The organism is Roseateles chitinivorans, from assembly GCF_050632145.1.
GTDB classification, from domain to species: Bacteria; Pseudomonadota; Gammaproteobacteria; order Burkholderiales; family Burkholderiaceae_C; genus Roseateles; species Roseateles chitinivorans_B.
In genome coordinates, this window is the sequence record NZ_CP192577.1 from 1,744,645 (window position 1) to 1,769,806 (window position 25,162).

Sequence of the window (25,162 nt, forward strand, 5' to 3'; positions counted from 1 at the left end):
TTCCATGTCCCGCTACATCAAGAGCCGCAAGCATGCGGTGGCCCCGCTGGCCGCACTGGCCGCCTCCCTGACCTTCCCGCTGGCCCACGCCGCCGAAACCCCGGCACCCGCGGACGCCTCGACCGCTTCCGCCGCCGCCGCGCCCTACCTGCCGCAGGTGAAGGTCGAAGGCACGGCCCAGTCCGACTACAAGACCGACAAGAGCGCGTCCTCGAAGCTGACCCAGCCACTGCTGGAAACGCCCAAGACGATCTCGGTGATCAAGAAGGAAGTGCTGCGGGAGCAGGGCGCGGTCTCGCTGATCGACGCGCTGCAGAACACCCCCGGGATCACGATGCAGCTGGGTGAGAACGGCAACACCTCCGCCGGCGACACCTTCCAGATGCGCGGCTTCTCGGCCAGCACCTCGACCTTCGTCGACGGCATCCGCGACCTGGGCGCGGTCACCCGCGACGTGTTCAACATCGAGCAGATCGAAGTCGTGAAAGGCCCGTCGGGCGCCGACACGGGCCGCGGCGCGTCCGCCGGCTACATCAACCTGATCAGCAAGCTGCCGCAGATCGAGAACTCGATCGACGGTGTGATCACGGTCGGCGACGCCAGCCGCAAGCGCGCGTCGATCGACGTCAACCAGAAGGTGATGGACAACACCGCCGTGCGCCTGAATGCCGTGTGGCAGGACAACGGCGTGCCGGGCCGCGACGTCGTGGAGCGCAAGACGCACGCGATCGCGCCGGGGATCGCCTTCGGCCTGAACACGCCGACGCGCTTCTTCCTGTACTCGCAGCACGTGCGCCAGAACAACGTGCCGGACGGCGGCATCCCGGCGGTCGGCTGGGCAGGCTTCACCGTCGCGAACCCGCCTGCCAACGCGACGCCGGAAGTCATCGCCGGCCTGAACGCGCTGAAGACGGCCGCCAAGGTGGACTCCGACAACTACTACGGCAGCCGCAACGACCGCGAGAAGGTCAAGGCCGACATGGTCACGGCCAAGCTGGAGATGGACATCGGCAACGGCCTCACCGTGCGCAACACCGCGCGCTACGGCCGGACCCACATGGACCGGATCATCACCGGCATCATCGGCATCACCAACGTACCGCCGAACGCGCAGTCCCCCATCGTGACGGCGGACCCCTCGACTTGGCAGATCGCCCGCTCGCGCCAGCGCGTGAACCAGACCAACGAGATTCTCGCCAACCAGACCAGCGTCAACGCCTCGTTCGCGACCGCCGGGATCAAGCATGACCTGTCCACCGGCGTCGAGCTGATGTACGAAAGCCAGGACAGCGTGGGCTACGGCACGACGAAACAGACGATCAACGGCGTGGGCTACGACGCGATCAACAACCCGGCCGCGAACCTCTACCGCCCCAACGCGAACGACGTGCTGGGCACGCCTTACGCCAACGGTGCGGACAGCGAAGGCAGCACCATCACGCAAGCGATCTACGCGCTGGACACGCTGACCGTGACCGACGCGCTCAAGCTCACGCTGGGCGTGCGTACCGAGCACTACAAGATCAAGACCACCACCGGCTCGGTGGTCCTGGCGCCCGGCGCCGCGACCGGCTCCAACATCAACACGATCAGCACCTCGCGCCTGAACGCCGGCAAGTGGATCACCAGCTGGAACCTGGGCGCCGTGTACAAGCTGGCCGACAACGGCACGGTCTACGCTGCCGTGGCCAACTCGCTGACGCCTCCCGGCAGCGCCAACTTCTCGCTCAGCACCTCGGGCCAGGCCAACACGGCTGCCGATGCGCAGGAGACGAAGAACGTCGAACTGGGCACCAAGTGGGATCTGCTGAGCAAGCGCCTGAGCCTGACGGCCGCGCTGTACCGCAGCGAGAACGACGGCCAGGTCAGCGTGGACGCGCTGACCAACGTCGCCACGCAAGGCGGCAAGACCCGCGTGCAGGGGATCGAGCTGGCCGCGGTCGGACAACTGACCAACTTCTGGCAGGTCACCGCCGGTGTCCAGACGATGGACACCAAGCAGATCAACCAGCGCGCTGCCTCCACCGCCACCAACCCCAACCAGACGGTGACGGACGGCGTGCGCTGGTCGCCGAAGTGGTCCGCCACGCTGTGGACGTCGTACCAGTGGAACGACTGGACCGGTGCCGTCGGTGCGCGTCACACGTCCGAGCAGAAGCGCGTGGTCACCGTCGCCGCGGCGCCGTCGACCGGCCTGCCGGAACTGCCGGCGTACACCGTGATGGACCTGATGGGCGCCTACCGCGTCAACAAGAACGTCTCGCTGCAGCTGAACGTGACCAACGTGTTCGACAAGAAGTACATGAGCTCGTTGAACAACGGCGGCGGTCGTCTGGTGCTGGGCGCTCCGCGCGCGGCGACGCTGTCGGCCAACATCGGCTTCTGATCGACGCCTGAGCGTTTGAGGTAGCGTACGGCCGGCCCGTCCCTGTCCTAGCAGGGGCGGGCCGTCGTCCGTCCTCACCTCCTGAATTGATTCGATCCGGACATGCTTCTTCACATCCCCGAAGTGCTCAGCAAGCAGGACGTGCGCGAGATGCGCAGGCTCCTGGACGCCGCCGACTGGACCGACGGCCGCGCGACCGTGGGCGAGCAGGGCGCGAAGGTCAAGCAGAACCGGCAACTGCCGGTCGAGCATCCGGCCGCGCGCGAGATCGGCGCGCACATCCGCGAGGTGCTGGCGCGGCATCCGCTGTTCATCTCGGCGGCGCTGCCGCTGCGCACGCTGGCCCCGCTGTTCAACCGCTACGAGGGCGGCGAGCACTACGGCTTCCACGTCGACGGCGCGATCATGCGCCAGCAGGACTCCGACCAGCCGCTGCGCAGCGACGTGTCCTCCACCCTCTTCCTGAGCGAGCCCGACGAGTACGACGGCGGCGAGCTCGAGGTCGTCGACACCTACGGCACGCACGAGGTGAAGCTGCCCGCGGGCGACCTCATCGTCTACGCGAGCACCAGCCTGCATCGCGTGACGCCGGTGACGCGCGGCGCGCGGATCTGCTCCTTCTTCTGGACGCAGAGCCTGATCCGCCAGGACTGGCAGCGCGCGATGCTGTTCGAGCTCGACCAGACCATCCAGAAGCTGCGCGGCCGCCTCGGCGACGACGCCGAGACGACGGCCCTCACCGGCCACTATCACAACCTGCTGCGGCTCTGGGCCGAGACATGAGCGGACCCAAGCGCACGAATCCAGGCGGCCATGCCGGCAGCCCTGCGGGCAGCGCCGCGAAGCGTTCCGGCTGGCTCAAGCAGCTGCACCAGTGGCACTGGATCAGCTCGGCGATCTGCCTGATCGGCATGATCCTGTTCGCCGTCACCGGCATCACGCTGAACCACGCCGCGGACATCGAGTCGAAACCGGCCATCGTCAGCAAGACCGCGCAACTGCCCGACGAGCTGGCGGCGCCGCTGAAGCCGAAGTCCGCCAACGAGCCCGACAGCAAGGCGCCGGTGCCCGCGTCGGTGCGCACCTGGCTCGCCAAGGAGTTGGGCCGCACGATCGACGGCCGCGAGGCCGAGTGGAACCGCGACGAGATCTACCTCGCGCTGCCGCGTCCCGGCGGCGACGCCTGGGTCCGCATCGCGCGCGACAGCGGCGAGGTCGAGTTCGAGGACACCGACCGCGGCTGGATCTCCTACCTCAACGACCTGCACAAGGGCCGCCATGCCGGCGTGGCCTGGAGCTGGTTCATCGACCTCTTCGCCGTCGCCTGCCTGCTGTTTTCGATCACGGGCCTGCTGATCCTCAAGTTCCATGCGGTCAGTCGACCCAGCACCTGGCCGCTCGTCGGCCTGGGCCTGGTGATTCCCGCGCTGCTGGCGCTGCTGCTGATCCATTGATGGCCCGCCCCGTCGCCGACGCTGCTTCCGCCTCTCCTTCGATTTCCTTTCCGCTCCGAGCCGCCGCCAGGATCCTCCCGACCTTCAACCGAGACTCGACCATGAACCGCTCCGCAAGTCGTACCCTCCTCCAGCTCGGTGCCCTCGGCACGCTGGGCACCCTGGCCGTCGGCTCGTCCGCCTGGGCCGCCACCGTCCAGCTCAAGCTGGAAGTGCCGCGCCTGAACGTCGCCGAGTACCACCGCCCCTACATCGCCGTGTGGGTCGAGAAGGCCGGCGAATCCGGTCCGGCGGTCGCGCAACTGGCCGTCTGGTACGACACCAAGAAGCAGAACAACGCCGGCACCAAGTGGCTCAAGGACATGCGCCAGTGGTGGCGCCAGGGCGGCCGCAACCTGTCCGTGCCCGCGGACGGCGTCACCGCCGCCACGCGTGCGCCGGGCGAGCACGCGATCTCGCTGGACACCAGTGCCGCGCTGGCCGCGCTGCCCCCGGGCAAGTACGAGGTGGTCGTCGAGTCCAGCCGGGAAGCCGGCGGCCGCGAAGTGCAGCGCCTGCCGCTGACCTGGCCGGTCAAGGCCGCCGCGACGGAGAAGGCGCAAGGCGAGCACGAGCTCGGCGCGCTGGAACTGACGGTCAAGCCCTGATCGCGTCGCGACAGGCTCCACGACAAGACACGGAGGACCCCACCATGAAGAAGACTTCGATCGCTTCCCTGATCGCCACGCGCATGGCGCCCGTCGCGCTGGCCGTCGCCGCGCTGCTCCCGCTGACCGCGCACGCGCACATGACCTGGCTGCTGCCCAACAAGGCGGCCTTCGACGGCAAGGAGCCGGTGGCGTCGTTCGACGCGGCCGTCTCGGAAGACCTCTTCAACTTCGAGCGCGCGCTGAAGCTGGAGACGGTGCGCATCACCGCGCCGGACGGCAAGACCGTCGAGGCCGAGAACCGCAGCGCCGCCCGCCACCGCGAGAGCTTCGACGTGAAGCTGACGCAGGACGGCACCTGGCGCGTCAGCAACGTCAGCCAGTCGCTGATGGGCGCGTACAAGCAGGGCGGCGAGACCAAGCGCTTCCGCGGCACCAGGGAGAGCTTCGCCAAGGACGTGCCGGCCGATGCCGAGGTCACCGCGCTGACGGTGATGAGCAATCGCCAGCAGACCTTCGTCAGCAAGGAAGAGGCCGGCAAGGTCGACTTCAAGCCCGAGGGCGATGGTCTGGAACTGCTGCCGCTGGGCCCGGTCACCGACCTGAGCCACGGCGACAAGACGAAGTTCCGCCTGGTGCTGGATGGCAAGCCGGCCGCCGACGTGCAGCTCAAGCTGATCCGCGAAGGCAACCGCTACCGCTACAAGTTCGGCGAGGTCGAGCTGAAGACCGATGCGAAGGGCGAGTTCACCGTCGAGTGGACCGAAGCCGGCCGCTACTTCATCGGCGCGAGCACCGGTCCGGCGCGCGGCCCGAACGCGCCGACCGGCACGCGCGAAGCGCCGGTGCAACGCGCCAGCGTGAGCGCCACCTTCGAGGTGCTGCCGAAGTGAGCGTGAGCTGCGGAACGATGGCGACGCGAGGCGCGGGCATCGCGCTCGAGCCGCGCGTCCTCGTTCCGCTGCGGATCGACGGCGAGCCGCCGGCGCTCGGCCAGGCGGTGCATGCGCTCGTGGGCGAGACCATGGGAACGACCTGGTCCGCGCGTTTCGTCGGTCCGGCGGGGCTTCGCCTCGCGGCGATCGAGGCGGCCGTCGTCCACGCCTGCGATGAGGTCATCGCGCAGATGAGCAGTTGGCATGCGGGCTCGGACCTCAGCCGCTTCAATCGCGCGGCGGCGGGCACCTCGTGTCCGTTGCCGGACGGCTTCGCCACCGTCGTCGATGCGGCGCTGCGGATCGCGGCCGGGAGCGACGGTGCCTACGACCCGACCGCCGGTGCGCTCGTCGCGCTCTGGGGCTTCGGGCCCTCGGGCGCGACCGCGCTCGCGCCACGCCACGACGCGCCCGACTTCCACGCACCGACCCCCGAGGACTGCGACCGCGTCCATTGCGGATGGGCGTCGCTGCGGTGGGAGCGCGACCGGCGAGTGCTCACGCAACCCGGCGAGGCGACGCTGGATCTCTCGGCGATCGCCAAGGGTTTCGCCGTCGATCGCGTGTCCGCCGTCCTGACGGCGCTCGGTCTGCCGGACCACCTCGTCGAGATCGGCGGGGAACTGCGCGGTGCCGGGCTCAAACCGGAAGGTCAACCGTGGTGGGTCGATCTGGAGCCGCCGTCCGCCGATTGCGGCCTTGCGCCGGTGCGCATCGCACTGCACGGCCTGTCGGTGGCGACCTCCGGCGACTACCGGAAATTCTTCGACGAGGTCGACGGACCTCGTCGCTCCCACACCATCGATCCGCGCACCCGGCAGCCGATCGAGCACGGCCTGGCCTCGGTCACCGTCGTGCACGACAGCGCGATGTGGGCCGACGGCTGGTCGACGGCGCTGATGGTGCTGGGGCCGGACGACGGCCTCGCCCTGGCGGAACGCCTCGGGCTTGCCGCGTTGTTGGTACGGCGTCGCACGCCCGCCGAAGGCGGCGGCTTCGAGGAGCGCTTCTCCACGGCGATGCGCGCGTTGATGCTGTGACGTCCTGATGGCTGCGACCCTGTCCCGACCCGCGACGGCCTTGCTGCTGGTCGCGCTCTACCTGCTGATGTGCGCGGCGGTCTGGTGGCGCCATCGCAGCCGGCAGCGCCAGGCCGCTGACGATGCCGCGGCGCTGCTGCCTGCCGCCGATGCGGGGCCGCCGGTGCTGGTGCTGCATGCAAGCCAGACCGGCCAGGCCGAGGAGATCGCCTGGCAGACCGCCAGGGCCCTGCACCTGGCCGGCATGCCGGTGCGCGTGGCCGCGCTCGGCGAGGTCGGTCGCGATGCCTTGCGCGATGCCAGGCATGCGCTGTTCATCGCCAGCACCTATGGCGAAGGCGATGCGCCGGACAGCGCCGCGCCGTTCGTGCGCGACCTGATGTCGGCGGAAGGATCCGCACCGGATCTGTCGTCGCTCGAAGTCGGCGTACTGGCGCTGGGCGACTCGACCTACACACATTACTGCGGCTTCGGGCGCGCGCTCGACGCCTGGTTGCACGAGCGCGGCGCGCGGCCGCTGTTCGACCGCATCGAAGCCGATCGTGCCGACGAGCACGCGCTGGCGCAATGGCGCCAACGGCTCAGTCACTTCGCGGGCACCGCTGATCTGGCGGAATGGGACACGCCGGTCTTCACGTCATGGCGCCTGAGCGCGCGACGCCATCTGAATCCGGGCAGCCAGGGCGGGCCGGTGTTCCATCTGGAACTGACGCCGGCGGATGGATCGCCGCTGCCGAACTGGGAAGCGGGCGATCTCGTGCAGGTGTGCGTCACGACCGATGGCGCCGACCATGCCCACGATGTCGACCACGATGCGCAGCGGCCACGCGAGTACACGATCGCCTCGCTGCCCGCCGACGGGCGCGTCGAACTGATGGTCCGCCGCACCACGCGGGAGGACGGCACGCCAGGACGCTCGTCGGGCTGGCTGACCGAAGGGCTGCCGCTCGACGGCACCGTCGCCATGCGCCTGCGCGCGCATGCGAGCTTCCGCATCGGCGCGAACGCCGGTCGCCCGTTGATCCTCGTCGGCAACGGCACCGGGCTGGCGGGACTGCGCGCGCACCTGAAGGCCCGAGCGGTCGCCAGGATGGACACGACGGTCGGGCCCGCCTGGCTCCTCTTCGGAGAACGCCAGTCGGCGCACGACGCGCACTACCGCGATGAGATCGAGGCCTGGCAGCGCGACGGCCTGATCGCCCAGGCGGACTGGGCCTTCTCGCGCGACCAGTCCGGGCGCGTGCACGTGCAGCATCTGCTCGCGCGACACGCGCAACGACTGCGCGAATGGGTCGCGGACGGCGCCGCGCTCTACGTCTGCGGCAGCCTGCAAGGCATGGCCGGCGCGGTCGACGCGGTGCTGCGCGAGACGCTCGGCGACGCCGGCGTCGACGCCCTCATCCGCGATGGCCGCTACCGCCGCGACGTCTACTGATCGCCTCGCTGCGGATCGGCGCGCGACGCGATGACCACGGGGAACCCCGTAGGTGAAGACGTGCGGCGCGCGTAGGACACGCGGAGATTGATGCGCGCCTGCGACAAACACGGGGCCGGACGTTGACTTCGGGGCAGTTTCCCCCGGTAAAGCCTTCTCAATGGCAGAGGTGCGCAGTACCATTGCCCGCGCAGGGTGCCATCGAGTACCGAAGGCGTCAGACCTTCACCAGGGCCCGGCACATCAACAACCCTTGATGGAGAGAATCGAAATGGCAACTGCGAAGAAGGCTGCGCCCGCCAAGAAGGCGGCACCGGCCAAGAAGGCGGCTCCGGCGGCGAAGAAGGCCGCCGCTCCCGCGAAGAAGGCGGCACCGGCGAAGAAGGCGGCAGCTCCTGCGAAGAAGGCTGCTGCGCCCGCGAAGAAGCGCACCCCCAACGCCGCCTTCATGAAGGCCCTGACCCCCAGCGCCGCGCTGGCCGCGATCGTCGGCGACAAGCCGCTGCCGCGGACCGACGTGGTGAAGAAGGTCTGGGAATACATCAAGAAGCACAATCTGCAGGACCCGGCTCAGAAGCGCGTCATCAACGCCGATGCCAAGCTGAAGGAAATCTTCGGCAAGGCCAAGGCCGACATGTTCGAGATGACCCGTCTGATCAACAGCCACCTGAAGGATTGAGCGGACGGGGCCGAGAGGCTCTTCCGCATTCCGGACAAGGCCCGCCTCGCGCGGGCTTTTTTGCGTCCGTGCTTGTGCCGGTCCGGTGGCCCGTCAGGGGCCACGCGCCATGTGGGTCAGAGCCGTTCAAGCGCCGCGCGCAACTGGCGCACGTCGATCGGCTTGAGCCAGTAATCCAGGAAGCCGGCCGCCCGTGCGCGCTGGCGCTGGTCGTCCATCACGTCGGCGGAAAGCGCGATGCAGCGCAACTGGGCCAATCGAGGGTGGGCACGCACCAGGGCCATCAACTGCAGACCGTTCATGTCGGGCAGGTTCATGTCCATCAGCACCAGCGACGGCGTGACGCGCGACAGGGCATCCATCGCCTGCGCGCCGGTCTCGGCGATGTCCAGCGTCCAACCGGGCATCAGACGGAACACCTCTTCCATCAGCACGATGTTGATGCGGTCGTCCTCGACGTAGAGGACGTGGCGGGCGGCGGTGGGGGACGACATGGCGATGACTGGCGGGGGACACGGAGACGATAACAGTGAATGCCGCCGACGGCAGCGTTGTCCATGCCGCCGGTGCTTTTACCCACGGGTGTGCGAACTGTGAGGGCGGTGTGACAAAAACCACGCGCGACCACACCCCCGGCTGAGGGGAAGGCCCGGAGCGACGGGGTTTCGCTCCCTACACTGCCGATCAGTTCCTGTCACATCTGGTGATTCAAGCCCACCGATGGATACAGGAAGGACTGCCGGCAAGGCCTGACCCCGACGAGGTGTTCTCACGGAGGCGGCCGCCGAATAAAGAGACTTGTCATGTCGTTGGTGGCCGCATTCGCGCTGGCCGCGTCCACGGTGACGCTGCCGAACTGCTCCTGGGATCGCCCCGGGGTCAACCCGTTCATGGGTGATCTGGTGGCGGCCGTGGACCGGTACAAGGACATCCCGCCGGCGACGCGCGCCAAGCTGAAAAGCCGGATGGCGGAGCGCCAGTACGATGAGATCGTCGACATCCATCGCGACAGCATCGTCGGCCGCTACGACTACGGCACCGAGATCCGCGACATGCACTTCGGCGCGGGATCGATCTGCAAGACCGTCACGCGCGGCAAGTGGACCGAACAGACGCTGGAACGCGGGCTCGTGTACTGCGAGGACGGCCAGTGCATCCTGGTGCCGACGGTCTGCCGCAATGTGAGCCGCATCTCGCGCGGCAAGCTGAAGCCCGCCGCAGGCGGCGCGCAGACGGCGAAGAACGAAGACGATCCGCTGATGTTCGAACCGCCGGCAGCCGGTGCCGCGGACGGCGGCAGCGGCGATCCGGGCAGCTTCGCGCGCACGGCAGGCCTGCCGCCGACGGCGACGTCCGATTCCAGCCTCCTCGCGCCCACGACGCCGGGCAGCAGCAGCGGCCTCCCTGGCGGCGGGGCTGCCCCTGCGCCCGCCGGCAACCCCGGCATCATCACCTTGCCTCAGATCCCGCAGAACAGCGGTGGCAACGGCGGCAGCCTGCCCATCGCGCCGGGTGTGCCGGAGCCGCAGACCTGGCTGCTGTTCGCGTTGGGGCTGGGGGCGTTGGCGTTGGCGGTGAAGCGCAAGACGGCCGCTTGACTGCACCGGTTGGCGCGCGATCGAGCCGACCTCAGCCCCTTTTCTCCATCTCCCTCCTTCACTTGCCTGGCGGCAAGTGAATTCCCTCCTTGAGTTCCGAAAAGGGGCTGAGGTCGTCTCGATCCGAACGACCGAGCCCGTCGTTCGATGGAGGTGGGGCGTTGGATCAGATCAGCCGCGCGCGAGCAGCGGCTTCAGATAACGGCCCGTGTGGCTCGCCTCGCAGGCGGCAACGTCCTCAGGCGTTCCCGCGACGAGCAGACGCCCACCGCCGGATCCGCCCTCCGGACCCATGTCGATCAGCCAGTCGGCCGTCTTGATGACGTCCAGGTTGTGCTCAATGATCACGATGGTGTTGCCCGCGTCGCGCAGTTGATGCACGACCTTCAGCAGCAGCGCGATGTCGGCGAAGTGCAGACCGGTCGTCGGTTCGTCCAGGATGTAGAGCGTGCGGCCGGTGTCGCGTTTGGACAGCTCCAGCGCCAGCTTGACCCGCTGCGCCTCCCCGCCTGAGAGCGTCGTCGCGCTCTGTCCCAGCTTCACGTAGCCCAGGCCGACGTCCATCAGCGTCTGCAGCTTGCGCGCCAGCGTCGGCACCGCGCTGAAGAAGCCCAGCGCATCCTCCACCGTCAGGCCCAGCACCTCCGAGATGTTCTTGCCCTTGTAGAGCACCTCCAGCGTCTCGCGGTTGTAGCGCTTGCCGAAGCAGGTGTCGCAGGGCACGTAGACGTCGGGCAGGAAGTGCATCTCCACCTTCAGCACGCCGTCGCCCTGGCAGGCCTCGCAGCGGCCGCCGGCGACGTTGAAGCTGAAGCGGCCCGCGCCGTAGCCGCGCTCGCGCGCGGTGGGCATCTCGGCGAACAGCTCGCGGATCGGCGTGAACAGGCCCGTGTAGGTCGCCGGGTTCGAGCGCGGCGTGCGGCCGATCGGCGACTGGTCGACGTTGATGACCTTGTCGAAGGCGTCCATCCCCTCGATCTCGTCGTACGCGGCCGGCTCGGCATGGCTCTGATAAAGCTTGCGCGAGACGGCTGCGTACAGCGTGTCGTTGACCAGCGTGCTCTTGCCCGAGCCGGAGACACCCGTCACGCAGGTCAGGAGGCCGACCGGGAACTCCGCGGTCACGCCCTTGAGGTTGTTGCCGCGCGCATTGATGATCTTCAGCGTGCGCGGATCGGGGCTGTCGGACAGCGCATGCCGCTTCTTCGGCACCTCGATGCGTTCGAGGCCGCTGAGATAGCGACCGGTCGACGACTCGTGGTTCGCCGCGACTTCCTCGGGCGTGCCCTGCGCCATGATCCGGCCGCCGTGGACGCCCGCGCCCGGACCGAGGTCCAGGACATGGTCCGCGGCACGGATCGCGTCTTCGTCATGTTCGACGACAAGGACGGAGTTGCCCAGGTCGCGCAGCCGCCGCAGCGTGGCGATCAGGCGGTCGTTGTCGCGCTGGTGCAGGCCGATGCTGGGCTCGTCCAGCACGTACATCACGCCGGTCAGGCCCGAACCGATCTGCGATGCCAGCCGGATCCGCTGTGCCTCGCCGCCGGACAGCGTGTCGGCGCTGCGGTCCAGGCTCAGGTAGTTGAGGCCGACATCGTTGAGGAAGTGCAGTCGTGACGCGATCTCGCGGATCACCTTGTCGGCGATCTCGGCCTTCGCCCCCTTGAGCCTCAAGCCTTCGAAGTAGTGCAGCGCCTCGCGCAGCGTCGCATGCTCGACCTCGTAGATCGGCTTGCCGCGCTCGCCCTCGGCGGCCTCGGCCGGTTGCAGCAGCACGTTGCGGGCCTCGCGACGCAGCCGCGAACCCTCGCACTGCGGGCAGGGCTTGGCGCTCTGGTAGCGCGCGAGCTCCTCGCGCACCGCCGCGGAGTCGGTCTCGCGATACCGCCGCGTGAGGTTGGGCAGGATGCCCTCGAACGGATGGGCGCGCTTGACGCTGCGCTTCTTCCCGTTCGCGCCCTCGGCTTCATAGGTGAAGCTGATCTCGTCCTCGCCGGAGCCCTGCAGCAACACCTGGCGCGCCTGCTCGGGCAGCTCCTCGAAGGGCAGCTCGATGTCGAAGCCGTAATGCTTGGCCACGGTCTCCAGCATCGAGAAGGTATAGGCGTTGCGCCGGTCCCAGCCCTTCACCGCGCCGCTGGCCAGGCTCAGGGTCGGGAACGCGACGACGCGCTCCGGATCGAAGACGGTGACCTGGCCGAGGCCTTCGCACGACGGGCAGGCGCCGACGGGTGAGTTGAAGGAGAACAGCCGCGGCTCGAGCTCGGGCAGCGAGTAGCTGCAGATCGGGCACGCGAACTTGCTGGAGTAGATCGCTTCGGTGCCGCTGTCCATGTTCAGCACCAGCGCGCGGCCGTCGGCCAGTCGCAGCGCGGCCTCGAAGCTCTCGGCCAGGCGCTGGCGCAGCGTGTCGGCGCTGTCGTGGCGCAGCTTGATGCGGTCGACGACGACGTCGATGTCGTGCTTCTCGGCCTTCTTCAGCGCCGGCAGTTCGGTGACCTCGACGGTCTGCCCGTCGACGCGGAAGCGCACGTAGCCCTGCGCCTGCAGGTCCTGGAACAGTTCGACGAACTCGCCCTTGCGATCGCGCACGACCGGGGCCAGCACCATCAGGCGCGACTCGTCCGGCATGGCCAGCACCGCGTCGACCATCTGGCCGACGCTCGACGCCTCCAGCGGCAGATGGTGGTCGGGGCAGAAGGGCGTACCGGCGCGCGCATACAGCAGGCGCAGGTAGTCGTGGATCTCGGTGACGGTGCCCACCGTCGAGCGCGGGTTGTGGCTGGTGGCTTTCTGCTCGATCGAGATCGCCGGCGACAGGCCTTCGATGACGTCGACATCGGGCTTGTCCATCAGCTGCAGGAACTGCCGCGCATAGGCCGAGAGACTCTCGACGTAGCGGCGCTGACCCTCGGCGTACAGCGTGTCGAAGGCCAGCGAGGACTTGCCCGAGCCCGACAACCCGGTGATGACGACCAGCTGGTTGCGCGGCAGGTCGACGTCGATGTTCTTGAGGTTGTGGGTGCGGGCACCCCGGACGCGGATCATCGGCGTCTCGCCGACGGGTCGCATCGCCTGGCCCAGGTAGCGGCCAGGATCCGCCTGCAGTGCTGCGCCCGCCTTCGGCTCTGCGCCGGGCTCGGACGGGGCGGGGGCGACGGGCGGGACTTTCGTGGACATGGGGGCCGGGACACAACTGGAGTCGAACTCGCCATGATAGGGCCAGGGCCGGTTCCGCGTCGGGCCCTGCTGACACCGCGTGGCAGCGGGAGGAATGCCTAAATCCTTCTCGGCGACCCCGTCTTTGCGGGGGGGCGTCCACTTTTCGGACGTGCAGAATCAGCCATCCCCCTCCTGCCTCACCCTGATTGATGAAGCTCAAAGCTCCGTCGCTGTCGCTGCGCAGTGTGATCCTGCTTGCGGTAGTGATCGGAATCGCCGTGCCGGCGCTGGCGCTGGTGGCGTTCAGCGACGCCTTCATCCGGCGCAGCCTGGAGCCGGTGCTGGAAGGCCAGCGCGCGGCCGTGCTGACGCTCGCCGCGAACGGTCTGGCCGAGCCGCTGTGGACGGTGGACAGCCCCGCGGTCCAGCGGGCGCTGGACCAGCTGCTGTCGGACGTGAACGTCTGCGCGGTGGAACTCAGCGAGGAGCGGGCCGATACCCGCGACATCGTCCGCGCCAAATGCAGCCCCGGCTGGCCGACGGTCACGCTGGCCGCGACCATCCAGCGTGACGGGCAGGTGCTGGGCAGCCTGCGGGTGCAGTTCGACGACGCGGCGCAGGAGCGCATGCTGGAGGAAGGCCGCCGGCAGACGGCGTTGATCGTCGCGTTCCAGGTCGCGGCGGGCGTCGTCATCGTGCTGCTGGTCTTCTATCTGCGCCTGGTGCGGCCGATCGACCGCCTCAAGCGCCTGGCCAGCGCGATTGCCGAGCGTCAGCCGGTCCCGCGCCTGCGCTGGAACCGCAAGGATGAGCTGGGCCAGCTGGGCGTCCATCTGGACCAGATGGGCCAGCAGATCTCCGGCCTGCTGGCCGACATGGAAAGCAAGAACGCGCAGCTGCATCAGCTGGCGATGTACGACCACCTCACCGGCCTGCCGAACCGGACACTGTTCCGCGAGGTGTTCCTGCACGAGGCCGCCGTGGCGCGCCGCGAGCAGACGCACCTGGCGCTGCTTTTCGTCGACCTGGACCGTTTCAAGGCGATCAACGATTCGCTCGGTCATGCGGCCGGCGACCGCATGCTGCTGCAGGCGAGCGAGCGCCTGCGCCAGGCCGTGCGGGAATCGGATCTGGCCTGCCGTGTCAGCGGCGACGAATTCCTGCTGCTGATGCGCGATTCCAGCGAGCACGTCGGTGTCGCCGCGCAGCGCCTGATCGAGGCGCTGAATGCGCCGCTGCAACTCGAGGGTGGCGTGGCGAGCGTGTCCGCGAGCGTCGGCATCGCGCTGTTCCCGCGCGACGGGGAAGACTTCGACACGCTGGTCCGGCACGCCGACCTGGCGATGTACCGCGCCAAGCAGATGGGCCGATCGCGCTACAGCTTCTTCCAGCAGGACATGGACGCGGCCGCGGTGGAGCGGATGGAGCTCGAGCGCGAATTGAAACTGGCCCTGGAGCGCGACGAGCTGCTGCTCCATTACCAGGCGGTCGTCGACGCGCGCACCGGCGAGTGGTCGGGGCTGGAGGCGCTGATGCGCTGGCAGCATCCGCAACGCGGCCTGGTGATGCCCGGCCAGTTCATCGAGCTGGCGGAGGAGACGGGACAGATCCTGGCGCTCGGCTGGAGCACCATCGAACAGGCCTGCGCGCAGCTCGCGCGCTGGAAGGCGGCGGGGCGGCATCCCGGACCGATCTCGATCAACCTGTCGGCCCTGCAGTTCCGCGAGCCCCGGCTGGCCGAACGCATCGCCGAGGCGATGCGCCGGCACGCGGTGGCTCCCGGCGAACTCGCCATCGAGCTGACCGAGAGCTCGCTGCTCACCGACACGGACACCGTCCTGCAGACCTTGTCGCGCCTGACGGACCTCGGGCTCAGCCTGTCGGTGGACGATTTCGGGACGGGGTATTCCTCGCTCGCCTATCTGAAGCTGTTGCGTCCGGCGCGCCTGAAGATCGACCGGGCCTTCGTCCGCGACCTGCCCAACAGTGCGGACGACCGCGCGCTGGTCCGGGCCATGATGGGCATGGCGGAGGCGCTCGGCATCGACGTCGTTGCCGAGGGCGTCGAGAGCGAGGCGCAGCGCGATGCGCTGCTCGCGCTCGGCTGCTGGCAGCAGCAGGGCTATTTCTATTGCCGACCGCAGCCCGCCGTGGCCCTCGCGGAACGGCTGGCCGCCTGGCCGCCCCAGACTGGGGCGCCGCTCGCGGCGCGGGGCTGAGACCACCCCCTCGCTTCCGTTCAGCCGGCTGACCGGCATTTCGGCGCGCGATTGCGGCAATTCGTCGCGTCCGGATGGCCTTGTCATCTCCGGCGGCGCACAGTCCACCCTCGTTGACCTTCCAGGACAGGAAAGACACCGCAGGGGACCGCCATGAACGACGCAGCAAAGACCTTCCTCACCGCCCTGGCCGCCGTGGCCAGCGCCGCCGTCATCGCCTTGTGGCTGGCGGATGCGAACGAGGCCGCGCGTCCGTCCAACACCCTGCCCCCGCACTGGGCCGAGCAGACCGTGCCGGGACCTCAGGCTGATCGGGCCGACCAGGCCAGCAAGCCGCACGGATGACCATGCGACTTGCGTTCCGATAGACGCCACGCTTCCCCCGGCATTTCGAAGCCCGCCTGACCAGCGGGCTTCTTTTTCCGCTTCGTGCATCCGCGTTGCTCGACGTTCCGAGTGTCCGCAGTGTCCGCCGTGTCCGCGGACACCGTGGACACGATCGACCAGAACGCCGATGGAATGGGGCATCCGGGCGATCGACGATGCCCGCGTCTCCATTCGTCGCGATTCTGCGCAGTTCACTCCGCCGCCGCGCGCATTCGTCGCTTGTGGCTCGCGAAGCGGGGTCGCCAAGACGACACTGACTTCACTGACACACGCAACCCCTTCCAGGAGATCGACATGAGCACCACCACTTTCAAGACCCGTTCCACCCGCAGCCCGCGCATCGGCATGACCGGCGCGGCGAGCTTCAAGGCGTTCGCCTTCGGCATCGGCGCCACGCTGGCGATCGCGTTCAGCCTGCTGCACGTGCAGGAACAGCGCGAGCAACGCGCCGCCGTCATCACGCTGGATCCTGTGGTCATCACCGCCAAGCGCACCCAACTGCCGACCGTCTACATCACCGGCCGCCGCGACATCTCGGCCAACGGCCAGCGACTGGCTTCGGCCGCGCAGGTCGCCTGCACGACGCAGCTCTGCTGAATCCCTGCGGTTGCGCTGTCAAGGCGGCGACCGCGGCAGATCCGCGGTAGCGCTCGCCAACGGAAACGCCCGGCATCGCCGGGCGTTTTCCTTTTCATCATGGCAATCGCGTGACGGGCGTGTGACGGTCGCACGAGGCGATGAGGGCCTCCCGGCGCTGGCGGGGTCAGTCCTCGCCCAGCACGCGCAACAGGTCTTCGCCGTAGGCCTCGAGCTTCTTCGCGCCGATGCCGCTGATGCCGGACATCTCCTCCAGTGACTGCGGCTGCACCCGTGCCAGTTCCGCCAGCGTGACGTTCTGGAAGATCACATAGGCCGGCAGCCCGTGCTCGCGCGCCACGTCGGCGCGCCAGGCCTTGAGCGCGTCGAAGCGCACCTGCGCCGCCGCGTCCAGATCGGTTTCCGCCTCCGAGCGTCGGGACGACGAGCTCCCCGTGCGGCTGGACTTGCTCCGCTTGGTCGGCGTGGCCGGCTGGCGCAGCAGCATCCGCACTTCGCCGCGCAGCACGGCCTTGGCATTGCCGCCGAGGGACAGCGTGTTGTACTCCCCTTCGGTCACCGCATAGCCCAGCGCGATCAGCTGGCGGATCACCGCCCGCCACTGCTGCTCGCTGAGCGAGGCGCCGACGGCCCAGGTGCTCAGCTCCTGATGCCGGTATTGCTTGACCTTGTCGGTCTCCTTGCCGCGCAGCACATCGATCAGGTGGCCGGAGCCGAAGCTGAAGCCCGTCACCTGATGGAAGCGGTAGATGCACGACAGGGCCATCCGCGCCGCTTCGGTCGCGTCCCAGGTCGCGGGCGGGTTCACGCAGTTGTCGCAGTTGCCGCAGGGCTGGCTGTCCTCGCCGAAATAGGCCAGGAGGCGCACGCGCCGGCAGTCGATGGCTTCCGCCAGCGCGAGCAGCGCGTCCAGCTTGCCGCGCTGCACCTGCTTGAACTCGTCGGTGGACGGGCTCTCGTCGATCATGCGCCGCTGCTGGACGACGTCGGCCAGGCCGTAGGCCATCCACGCCTCGGCCGGCTCGCCGTCGCGACCGGCACGGCCGGTCTCCTGGTAATAGCCTTCGATGTTCTTGGGCAGGTCCAGGTGGGCGACGAAGCGCACGTCGGGCTTGTCGATGCCCATGCCGAAGGCGATGGTCGCGACCATCACGATGCCGTCCTCGCGCAGGAAGCGGTCCTGGTGGCGGCGGCGCTGGTCCTGCTCCATGCCGGCGTGGTACGGCAGCGCGTTGATGCCCTTGGACTTCAGCCAGTCGGCGGTCTCGTCGACCTTCTTGCGGCTCTGGCAGTAGACGACGCCGGCGGCGTCCTCATGCTCGTCCTGGATGAAGCGCAGCAGCTGCTCGCGCGGGCTGTCCTTCTCGACGATCAGGTAGCGGATGTTGGGCCGGTCGAACGACGCGACGAAGATCTGCGCCTGCTCGAGCTGCAGCCGCTCGATGATGTCCGCGCGGGTGATGTCGTCGGCGGTGGCCGTCAGCGCGATGCGCGGGATGTCGGGGAAGCGCTCGTGGAGCAGGCTCAGCGACAGGTATTCGCTGCGGAAGTCGTGACCCCACTGGCTGACGCAATGCGCCTCGTCGATCGCGAACAGCGCGAGCAGGCCGCGCTCGTACAGCGACTGCATCTGCGCGATGAAGCGCGGCGTGTTGACGCGTTCCGGCGCCGCGTAGAGCAGGGTCAGGCGGCCGGCGAGCATCTCGCGCTCGATGCGCTGGGTCTCTTCCGAGGTCTGCGTGGAGTTGAGGAAGGAGGCGTCGACGCCGGCCTCCTCCAGGGCGCCGACCTGGTCGTGCATCAGGGCGATCAGCGGACTGACGACCACGGTGACGCCGTGGCCGGCGCGCTGGCGCGCGATCGCGGGGATCTGGTAGCAGAGCGACTTGCCGCCGCCGGTGGGCATGAGGACCAGCGCGTCGCCGCCGGCGGTCACGTGGTCGACGATCGAGGCCTGCTGGCCGCGAAAGGCGCTGTAACCGAACACCTCTTGCAGGATGTCGAGCGGGACGGGATGATGGTTGGACGAACTCATGGAGCGCTCGATTGTCCCGTACATCGGCGGGTCCGTCGTTCAGCCGGGCTTGACCCGGCGGGAACGCGGCGCAGAGCGGCATCGAACCTCCACAGCACAGGCAGACACGTCGACATGATTGCTGCGCCGTTGCCCGATGACGAGAACGCCCGCCTGTCCACGCTGCGCGTGCTGCAGGTGCTGGACACGGATCCCGAGGAACGCTTCGACCGCCTGACGCGGATGGCCAGACGGCTGTTCCAGGTGCCGATCGCGCTGGTGAGCCTGGTGGACGCGGACCGGCAGTGGTTCAAGTCGGCGCAGGGCCTGGACGTGTCGGAGACGCCGCGGGACATCAGCTTCTGCGGTCACGCGATCATGTCGGACGACATCCTGCTGATCCCCGACACGCACGCGGACCCGCGTTTCGCGGACAACCCGCTGGTGACCGGCGGGCCGAGGATCCGCTTCTACGCGGGCTGTCCGGTGCGTGCGCCGAGCGGACACCGCCTCGGCACCTTGTGCCTGATCGACCGCGCGCCACGTGGTTTCGACATCGACGACCAGGCGACGCTGCGCGACATGGCCTTCATGGTCGAACAGCAGTTCGCGGCGATGTACATGGCGATGGTCGACGAACTGACGGGACTGGCGAACCGGCGTGGCTTCGAATCGCAGGCGGGGCATGTCCTGGCGCTGTGCCGACGCAAGCAGTGGCCGGCGACGATGCTGTATTTCGACCTGGACCACTTCAAACACGTGAACGACCGCTACGGTCACGCGGAGGGCGACTGGGCGCTGAAGTCCTTCGCGGACATCCTGCGCTTCTGCCTGCGGTCGTCGGACGTGGTGGCCCGCACCGGCGGGGACGAGTTCGTCGCGCTGCTCAGCGGAACGGCGACCGAGCAGATGGCGCCGGCGCTGGAACGGGTACGCACGCAGGTCGGCGCACTGAATCTGCGGGCGCAGAGAGGCTACGAGCTGGCCTTCAGCGTGGGTGATGCGGCCATGTCGGGCGAGGAGCCGCTGGCGCTCGAGGAGTTGATGCAACAAGCGGACGCGGCGATGTATGCCCACAAGCAGTCTCGACGGCGGATGAACTGAACTTGGGGCCCTGATCCTGGTCGTTCAACGACTGGGACATGCAAGCGGATTGGTGTTTGCTTGGAAGTGCCCTGGGAAAGGGCTGGCGGCATAATCCGACCCCTGCGCCGCGTTTCGGCAAGCCGGACCGGCCCGGAACAGCCAGTTGAAGGCCCGAAGCGCCCGTTCCGGGCGATTGGCGGCACAAAAGTTTCCCTTTCCGAACACCCCAACCATACGCAAGCGAAGGCAACCACCATGGCCTCGGTCAATAAAGTCATCATCCTCGGCAACCTGGGCCGTGATCCCGAACTGCGCTACACGCCGAGCGGCAGCGCGGTGTGCAACGTGAGCATCGCCACGACCCGCAACTGGAAGAGCCGTGAAGGCGGCGAGCGCCAGGAAGAGACCGAATGGCACCGTGTGGTGTTCTACGACCGTCTGGCCGAGATCGCCGGCGAGTACCTGAAGAAGGGCCGCCCGGTCTACGTCGAAGGCCGCCTGAAGACCCGCAAGTGGCAGGACAAGGAAGGCAAGGACAACTACACCACCGAGATCATTGCCGAGCAGATGCAGCTGCTGGGCGGCCGCGACGGCGGCGATGAGATGGGTGGTGGCGGTGGTGGTGGCTACAGCCGCGAGCAGCGCGGCGGCGGTCAAGGCGGTGGCCAGGGTGGCGGCAGCGGTCGCGACAGCGGCGACTTCGACGCCCCGCGCGCACCGGCGCCTCGCGCCGCAGCCCCCGCGCTCCGGCCCCCGCGCCGAAGGCCGCGACCGGCTTCGACGACATGGATGACGATATTCCGTTCTGACAGCTCCGGCTCCGGCCGGCGCGGTGTCTGAACCAAGAAAAGGCCCGCTGGCATTCCCGCCGCGGGCCTTTTTCATTGCGGCTTCATTGCAGTTGAGCCGACCCTGTCAGGGCTGAACGGCGACCGTCAAGTCCAACTCCACGCTCGCGCCCTTGGGCAGCGCATAGACCCCGACCGAGGTCCGCGCATGCGTGCCCGCCGGGCCGAGGATCTGCACCAGCAATTCCGACGCGCCGTCGGCCACTTCGCTGAGCTGGGTGAAGTTCTGCGCGCACTGCGTGAACACGTTGAGACGCAGGATCTGCTGCACCGCGTCGAGCGAGCCGAGCGAGCGCTGCAGCAGCACCAGCGCGCGCATCACGCAGATCTTCGCGGCGAGTTGCGCGCGCTCGAGATCCACATCGGCGCCGACGCGTCCCGTCACCACGACGGTGGTCCCGACACGCGGCACCTGGCCGCTCAGGTAGATCGTGTTGCCGTCGCGGGTCAGCGGCTGGTAGTTGCCGCCGGCCTTGATCTCGCCGTCGAAGTCGTAGCCCAGCTGCTGGGCGGCCTGGGTGAGGGCCTGGTCTCTGCTCATGGTGTGCTCGTCGAAAGGGAGTGATCCCATTCTGACGCGATCACCCCTTGTGATCCGACCTCACATCCATCACGACCAAGCCGACAAGCATCACCAGCGGTAATAGCAGCGACCAGAACTTCCACCCCACATACGCGAACGCGCCCGACAACGCGCCGACCGCGAACGCCACCACGGGCCAGATGAACCGCTTCAACCGGTCCCGTACCTCCGGGCCGGCCGCGCCGCGCAGCAGGTCGACGCTGTCGATCACCACCTGCGTGACGTTCCCGGTCATCACCGTGGTCGGCGTCAGCGCCGGCCACGCCAGCCGTCCCGCCGCGTTCTGCACGCCCATCGCAGCCGTCATGAACAGTCCCGTCGCCATCGCCCATGGCGCATCCGGCGCGAGCGCCGCGCCCGCCGGCACGCTGCAGACCAACGCCACCAGCAAGAGCATCGTCTGCATCACCAGCAAGGGCCGGCTCGCGACCGTCTTCGTCCGCTCGCAGCGCAACGCCACCAGCCGCGCGAGCGCCACCGCCGCGATGAAGGTCGGGAACACCAGCAGCTTCAGCAGCACGCTGTTGGCGCTCGCGCGGCTGAGTTCCGCGCCGATCAGCACGAAGTTCCCCGTCACGTGCGCCGTGAACAGGCCGAACAGGGCGACGAAGCCCACCGTGTCCACATAGCCGCCGATGAAGCCCAGCGCCAGGCTTGCCAGCAGCAGTTTCTTCGCGCCGGTCATGCCGTCCCCTTGCGTTCGAGCACCGCGATCCGCGCCGCCATCGCCAGCGCGCAGATCAATCCGAGGTGCTCGAAGAACGCGTTCTTCGCCATGAAGCGCGCCTGGCCGCTCAGGTCCCAGAAGTTGTTGGCGACCAGCATCGCCACCAGCGTCAGCACGCCCAGCGCGCCCGCCGCCAGCCACACCTGGCGGTTGACGATCAGCAGCACCGAGCCGATCAGCTCGACCGCGATCGCCAGCACCGCCCACAGCACCGCGGGCTGCAGGCCGAAGTGCGCCTGCTCCGCGACCGCGCCGGAGAAGTTCATCGCCTTGTCGATCCCGCCGATGAGATAGGCCGAGGCCAGTCCCACCCGAAGCAGGCATCCGAAGGTGGGCCATTGCAGGACCCCCTCCACCCATCGCGGGGCGGCGGGGGAGGACGTTTTCATCGCTCGGAATTCGCTCATCGCCTGTCTCTCATCACACCGCCCAGCACGCACAGCCCAGCGCGCCCCAGAAGCCGCGCAGGTCGGACGCCGGAATCTCCGATGCCCACGCGTTCGCATGCGCATGCCCGTGGACGCCGCAGGCCGTGTCGCAGCATGCGACGCGCTGCATCGCCGCCTGCAGCGGCTTGCCTTCGGCGCCGTGGGCGCCCCACGCGCCGTAACCGCCGAAGCGCCGCACCGGCGACCAGTCCGGCATCGCCGGCGGCGGCGCCGAGTCGTCGAGTTCGGCGAACTCCCCCGCGCCCCACACGACCTTGCCGCCGACCATCGTCAGCAGCGCGCTCGTGTCGGCGATGTCCGATTCCGGGCAGCCGAAGAAGTCACGGTCCGGCACGACCAGGTCAGCCAGCTGACCCGCCGCGATCTGGCCCTTGTTGCCCTGCTCGTTGGAGAACCACGTGACGTTCTCCGTCCACATGCGCAGCGCCGCCTCGCGGTCCAGGCAGTTGCGCTGCGGCGTGATCTGCAGTCCGCCGACGGTGCGCCCGGTCACCAGCCACGACAGCGACACCCACGGGTTGTACGACGCCACCCGCGTCGCGTCCGTTCCTGCCGAGACCTTCATGCCGCGACGCAGCATCTCCGCCACCGGTGGTGTCGCCTCCGCGGCCCGGGCGCCGTAGCGCTCGACGAAGTACTCGCCCTGGTAGGCCATGCGGTGCTGCACCGCCACGCCGCCGCCCAGCGCGGCGATCCGGTCCATCGAGCGCGTCGAGATCGTCTCCGCATGGTCGAAGAACCAGTTCAGCCCATCGATCGGCGTGTCGCGATGGACCTTCTCGAAGACGTCGAGCGAGCGCGAGATCGTCTCGTCGTAGGTCGCATGCATGCGCCACGGCCAGCGGTTCTGGACCAGGATGCGCACCACCTCCTCGAGCTCGCCTTCCATCTGCTCCGGCATGTCCGGCCGCGGCTGGCGGAAGTCCTCGAAGTCGGCGGCGGAGAACACCAGCATCTCGCCCGCGCCGTTGTGGCGGAAGTAGTCGTCGCCCTGCTTGTAGGTGACCGACTGCGCCCAATGGAGGAAGTCCTCCTTCTCCTGCCCCGCCTTCTGGGTGAACAGGTTGTAGGCGAGACGGATCGTCAGCTGTCCGGCGTCGGACAGCTTCTGGATGATCTGGTAGTCCTCGGGGTAGTTCTGGAAGCCGCCACCGGCGTCGATCGCCCCGGTGACGCCGAGCCGGTTGAGCTCGCGCATGAAATGGCGCGTGCTGTTGAGCTGGTACTCGGGCGGGAGCTTGGGGCCCTTGGCCAGCGTCGCGTAGAGGATGGACGCATTGGGCTTGGCCAGCAGCAGGCCCGTGGGATTGCCCGCGGCATCGCGCAGGATCTGGCCGCCTGGAGGTTCGGGCGTCTCGCGCGTGTAGCCGACGGCCCGCAGCGCGGCGCCGTTCAGCAGCGCGCGGTCGTAGAGGTGCAGCAGGAAGACCGGCGTGTCCGGCGCCAGGGCGTTGAGCTCGTCGATGGTCGGGAGGCGCTTCTCGGCGAACTGGTGCTCGGTGAAGCCGCCCACCACGCGGACCCACTGCGGCGCGGGCGTGATGTCGACCTGCGCCTTCAGCATCGCCATCGCATCGGCCAGGCTGCGCACGCCGTCCCAGCGCAGCTCCATGTTGAAGTTGAGTCCGCCGCGGATGATGTGCAGGTGGTTGTCGATCAGGCCCGGCAGCACGCCGCGGCCCTTCAGGTCGATGCGGCGCGTCGAGGGGCCGGCCAGTGCCAGGATCTCCTGGTTCGCACCGACGCCCAGGAATCGGCCGTCCTTGATCGCGACCGCCTCTGCGCGCGGCCGTGCGCGGTCCAGCGTCGTGAAGCGGCCGTTGAACAGCACCAGGTCGGGCCAGGCCGCGGAAGCGGAAAAGCCGCCGGGGCGGCCGTCGAAGAGGATGGGGGGCTCGTCTCAGACATCGTGGGTCTCCGTGGCCTGCGTTCCGGCCTTCATCTGCGCCGGGGCCTGCTCGCATCCGGGCATCTGCCCGAACATGTGCGGGCGAACCTTCTGTTCGATCCAGCTGGCCTGGTGCGTGTCGCGCTGCAGCCATTGCCGCACCAGCGGCGGGATCTGCTCGCCGGCGAGGATGCCCAGCAGTCCCACCAGCGCGATCACCGGCGGCGCCGGCGATCGCACGTTGAGCACGCCGTAGATCACCCCGACCAGCAACCCGACGGCGGCCGACAAGACATAGGTATTCATGAGAGCCGCCTTCCTGCGGAGGTGCCGATCGGGAGAAACGCGCGAGGACGCGCAAGGAGGGCGATCAGCCCTCGTGGGCGTTGAACATCGACTTGGCGTAATTGATGCCGATGCCGTACGAGCCGCCGACCTTCTTCGCGATGCCGGTGGTCAGGTCGTAGGTCTCGCCGCGCGCCCAGTCGCGCTGCAGTTCCAGCAGGTATTGCAGCGAGGTCATCGGCTGCGCGCCGGCCTGCACCATGCGCTCGACCGCGCGCTGATGCGCCTCGGCCGAGACGTCGCCGCAGGCGTCGGTGATCACGTAGACCTCGAAACCCTGGTCGATCGCCGACAGCGCCGGACCGACGATGCACACGCTGGTCCACAGGCCGGCCAGCACGATGCGCGGCTTGCCGATGCGATTGATCTCCTCGATCACCGCGGCGTCTTCCCAGGTGTTCATCGAGGTGCGGTCCAGCAGCTTCTGGCCGGGGAAGGGCGCGGTGATCTCCTCGAACATCGGGCCGGAGAAGCTCTTCTCGGCGACCGTGGTCAGGACGGTCGACACGCCGAAGCCGGCAGCGGCCTGTGCCACCAGCGAGGCGTTGGTGCGCAGCTCGTTGGCGGAGATCGAATGCGTGGCGAAAGCCATCTGCGACTGGAAGTCGATCAGGACCAGCGTGTGGTCCTTCGGGTTCAGCAACTTGGCGCCGGGGGCGGCCTTGGCGATCGGGGTCATGGAC

Annotated in this window: 22 protein-coding genes and 1 pseudogene; 14 read left to right on the forward strand and 9 right to left on the reverse strand. The window is 68.6% G+C overall.

All coding sequences use genetic code 11. The features are described 5' to 3' along the window. The first annotated feature begins 4 nt into the window (after window positions 1-4). The 8 genes from ACQ86G_RS08060 (at window position 5) to ACQ86G_RS08095 (ending at window position 8,576) form a co-directional block, all read left to right on the forward strand. Window positions 5-2,386: a catecholate siderophore receptor Fiu gene (locus ACQ86G_RS08060; RefSeq protein WP_431260096.1), complete on the forward strand. Its 2,382-nt coding sequence runs from the start codon at window positions 5-7 to the stop codon at window positions 2,384-2,386. A gap of 102 nt (window positions 2,387-2,488) precedes the next feature. Further along, window positions 2,489-3,169: a Fe2+-dependent dioxygenase gene (locus ACQ86G_RS08065; protein ID WP_431260097.1), complete on the forward strand. Its 681-nt coding sequence runs from the start codon at window positions 2,489-2,491 to the stop codon at window positions 3,167-3,169. Further along, complete coding sequence (locus tag ACQ86G_RS08070) at window positions 3,166-3,840, forward strand: PepSY-associated TM helix domain-containing protein (RefSeq protein ID WP_431260098.1); 675 nt, start codon at window positions 3,166-3,168, stop codon at window positions 3,838-3,840. Before ACQ86G_RS08065 ends, ACQ86G_RS08070 begins: the two co-directional genes overlap by 4 nt. 101 nt (window positions 3,841-3,941) lie before the next feature. Continuing rightward, window positions 3,942-4,487 carry a DUF2271 domain-containing protein gene (locus ACQ86G_RS08075; protein ID WP_431260099.1) on the forward strand — a complete coding sequence of 182 codons (546 nt, stop codon included), beginning with the start codon at window positions 3,942-3,944 and terminating at the stop codon, window positions 4,485-4,487. Between the two features lie 44 nt (window positions 4,488-4,531). Then, a complete protein-coding gene (locus ACQ86G_RS08080) occupies window positions 4,532-5,380 on the forward strand; it encodes a DUF4198 domain-containing protein (RefSeq protein WP_431260100.1) in 849 nt (282 codons plus the stop codon). Continuing rightward, window positions 5,377-6,462, forward strand: coding sequence for an FAD:protein FMN transferase (locus tag ACQ86G_RS08085; protein ID WP_431260101.1), 1,086 nt, complete (start codon window positions 5,377-5,379; stop codon window positions 6,460-6,462). Before ACQ86G_RS08080 ends, ACQ86G_RS08085 begins: the two co-directional genes overlap by 4 nt. 7 nt (window positions 6,463-6,469) lie before the next feature. Then, window positions 6,470-7,897 (forward strand): sulfite reductase subunit alpha, encoded by a 1,428-nt coding sequence (locus ACQ86G_RS08090; protein WP_431260102.1) that lies wholly within the window; start codon window positions 6,470-6,472, stop codon window positions 7,895-7,897. Between the two features lie 256 nt (window positions 7,898-8,153). Further along, window positions 8,154-8,576, forward strand: a complete 423-nt coding sequence (locus ACQ86G_RS08095; RefSeq protein WP_431261360.1) for an SWIB/MDM2 domain-containing protein — start codon at window positions 8,154-8,156, stop codon at window positions 8,574-8,576. A 116-nt stretch (window positions 8,577-8,692) separates the two neighbouring features. On the opposite strand, the gene ACQ86G_RS08100 is transcribed toward ACQ86G_RS08095, so the two are convergent. Then, the gene (locus tag ACQ86G_RS08100) at window positions 8,693-9,070 is read right to left on the reverse strand and encodes a response regulator (protein WP_431260103.1); all 378 of its coding nucleotides are present in this window, start codon (window positions 9,068-9,070) and stop codon (window positions 8,693-8,695) included. A gap of 309 nt (window positions 9,071-9,379) precedes the next feature. Here ACQ86G_RS08100 and ACQ86G_RS08105 point away from each other — a divergent pair, with 309 nt between their 5' ends. Beyond that, window positions 9,380-10,174 (forward strand): MHFG family PEP-CTERM protein, encoded by a 795-nt coding sequence (locus tag ACQ86G_RS08105; RefSeq protein ID WP_431260104.1) that lies wholly within the window; start codon window positions 9,380-9,382, stop codon window positions 10,172-10,174. A gap of 171 nt (window positions 10,175-10,345) precedes the next feature. Here the strand turns inward: ACQ86G_RS08105 and uvrA are convergent, their stop codons facing one another. Further along, entirely contained in the window at window positions 10,346-13,354 is a 3,009-nt protein-coding gene (gene uvrA / locus ACQ86G_RS08110; protein ID WP_431260105.1) for an excinuclease ABC subunit UvrA, read from the reverse strand. A gap of 191 nt (window positions 13,355-13,545) precedes the next feature. Here uvrA and ACQ86G_RS08115 point away from each other — a divergent pair, with 191 nt between their 5' ends. The 3 genes from ACQ86G_RS08115 to ACQ86G_RS08125 all read left to right on the forward strand — a co-directional run bounded on the left by ACQ86G_RS08115 (window position 13,546) and on the right by ACQ86G_RS08125 (window position 16,539). Continuing rightward, window positions 13,546-15,555: a putative bifunctional diguanylate cyclase/phosphodiesterase gene (locus ACQ86G_RS08115; protein WP_431260106.1), complete on the forward strand. Its 2,010-nt coding sequence runs from the start codon at window positions 13,546-13,548 to the stop codon at window positions 15,553-15,555. A gap of 153 nt (window positions 15,556-15,708) precedes the next feature. Next, on the forward strand, window positions 15,709-15,900 hold the full coding sequence (locus ACQ86G_RS08120; protein WP_431260107.1) for a hypothetical protein: 192 nt from the start codon (window positions 15,709-15,711) through the stop codon (window positions 15,898-15,900). 336 nt (window positions 15,901-16,236) lie between these two features. Continuing rightward, window positions 16,237-16,539: a hypothetical protein gene (locus ACQ86G_RS08125; protein WP_431260108.1), complete on the forward strand. Its 303-nt coding sequence runs from the start codon at window positions 16,237-16,239 to the stop codon at window positions 16,537-16,539. Between the two features lie 166 nt (window positions 16,540-16,705). On the opposite strand, the gene recQ is transcribed toward ACQ86G_RS08125, so the two are convergent. Beyond that, the gene (gene recQ, locus ACQ86G_RS08130; RefSeq protein ID WP_431260109.1) at window positions 16,706-18,574 is read right to left on the reverse strand and encodes a DNA helicase RecQ; all 1,869 of its coding nucleotides are present in this window, start codon (window positions 18,572-18,574) and stop codon (window positions 16,706-16,708) included. A 114-nt stretch (window positions 18,575-18,688) separates the two neighbouring features. On the opposite strand from recQ, the gene ACQ86G_RS08135 reads away from it, so the two are divergent. Continuing rightward, window positions 18,689-19,657 carry a diguanylate cyclase gene (locus ACQ86G_RS08135; RefSeq protein ID WP_431260110.1) on the forward strand — a complete coding sequence of 323 codons (969 nt, stop codon included), beginning with the start codon at window positions 18,689-18,691 and terminating at the stop codon, window positions 19,655-19,657. A 237-nt stretch (window positions 19,658-19,894) separates the two neighbouring features. Continuing rightward, window positions 19,895-20,448 (forward strand): annotated as a pseudogene (locus ACQ86G_RS08140) (single-stranded DNA-binding protein). 106 nt (window positions 20,449-20,554) lie between these two features. Here ACQ86G_RS08140 and ACQ86G_RS08145 read toward each other — a convergent pair. The 6 genes from ACQ86G_RS08145 to ACQ86G_RS08170 form a co-directional block, all read right to left on the reverse strand. Next, a complete protein-coding gene (locus ACQ86G_RS08145) occupies window positions 20,555-21,028 on the reverse strand; it encodes a RidA family protein (RefSeq protein ID WP_431260111.1) in 474 nt (157 codons plus the stop codon). 40 nt (window positions 21,029-21,068) lie between these two features. Further along, entirely contained in the window at window positions 21,069-21,755 is a 687-nt protein-coding gene (locus ACQ86G_RS08150) for a YoaK family protein (RefSeq protein WP_431260112.1), read from the reverse strand. Then, window positions 21,752-22,186 carry a DoxX family protein gene (locus ACQ86G_RS08155; RefSeq protein WP_431260113.1) on the reverse strand — a complete coding sequence of 145 codons (435 nt, stop codon included), beginning with the start codon at window positions 22,184-22,186 and terminating at the stop codon, window positions 21,752-21,754. The genes ACQ86G_RS08150 and ACQ86G_RS08155 overlap by 4 nt, the downstream gene beginning before the upstream one ends. 31 nt (window positions 22,187-22,217) lie before the next feature. After that, window positions 22,218-24,077 carry an amidohydrolase gene (locus ACQ86G_RS08160; protein ID WP_431260114.1) on the reverse strand — a complete coding sequence of 620 codons (1,860 nt, stop codon included), beginning with the start codon at window positions 24,075-24,077 and terminating at the stop codon, window positions 22,218-22,220. Window positions 24,078-24,146: 69 nt separating this feature from the next. After that, the gene (locus tag ACQ86G_RS08165; protein WP_431260115.1) at window positions 24,147-24,440 is read right to left on the reverse strand and encodes a XapX domain-containing protein; all 294 of its coding nucleotides are present in this window, start codon (window positions 24,438-24,440) and stop codon (window positions 24,147-24,149) included. A gap of 64 nt (window positions 24,441-24,504) precedes the next feature. Then, entirely contained in the window at window positions 24,505-25,158 is a 654-nt protein-coding gene (locus ACQ86G_RS08170) for a hydrolase (RefSeq protein WP_431260116.1), read from the reverse strand. Window positions 25,159-25,162: the final 4 nt, after the last annotated feature.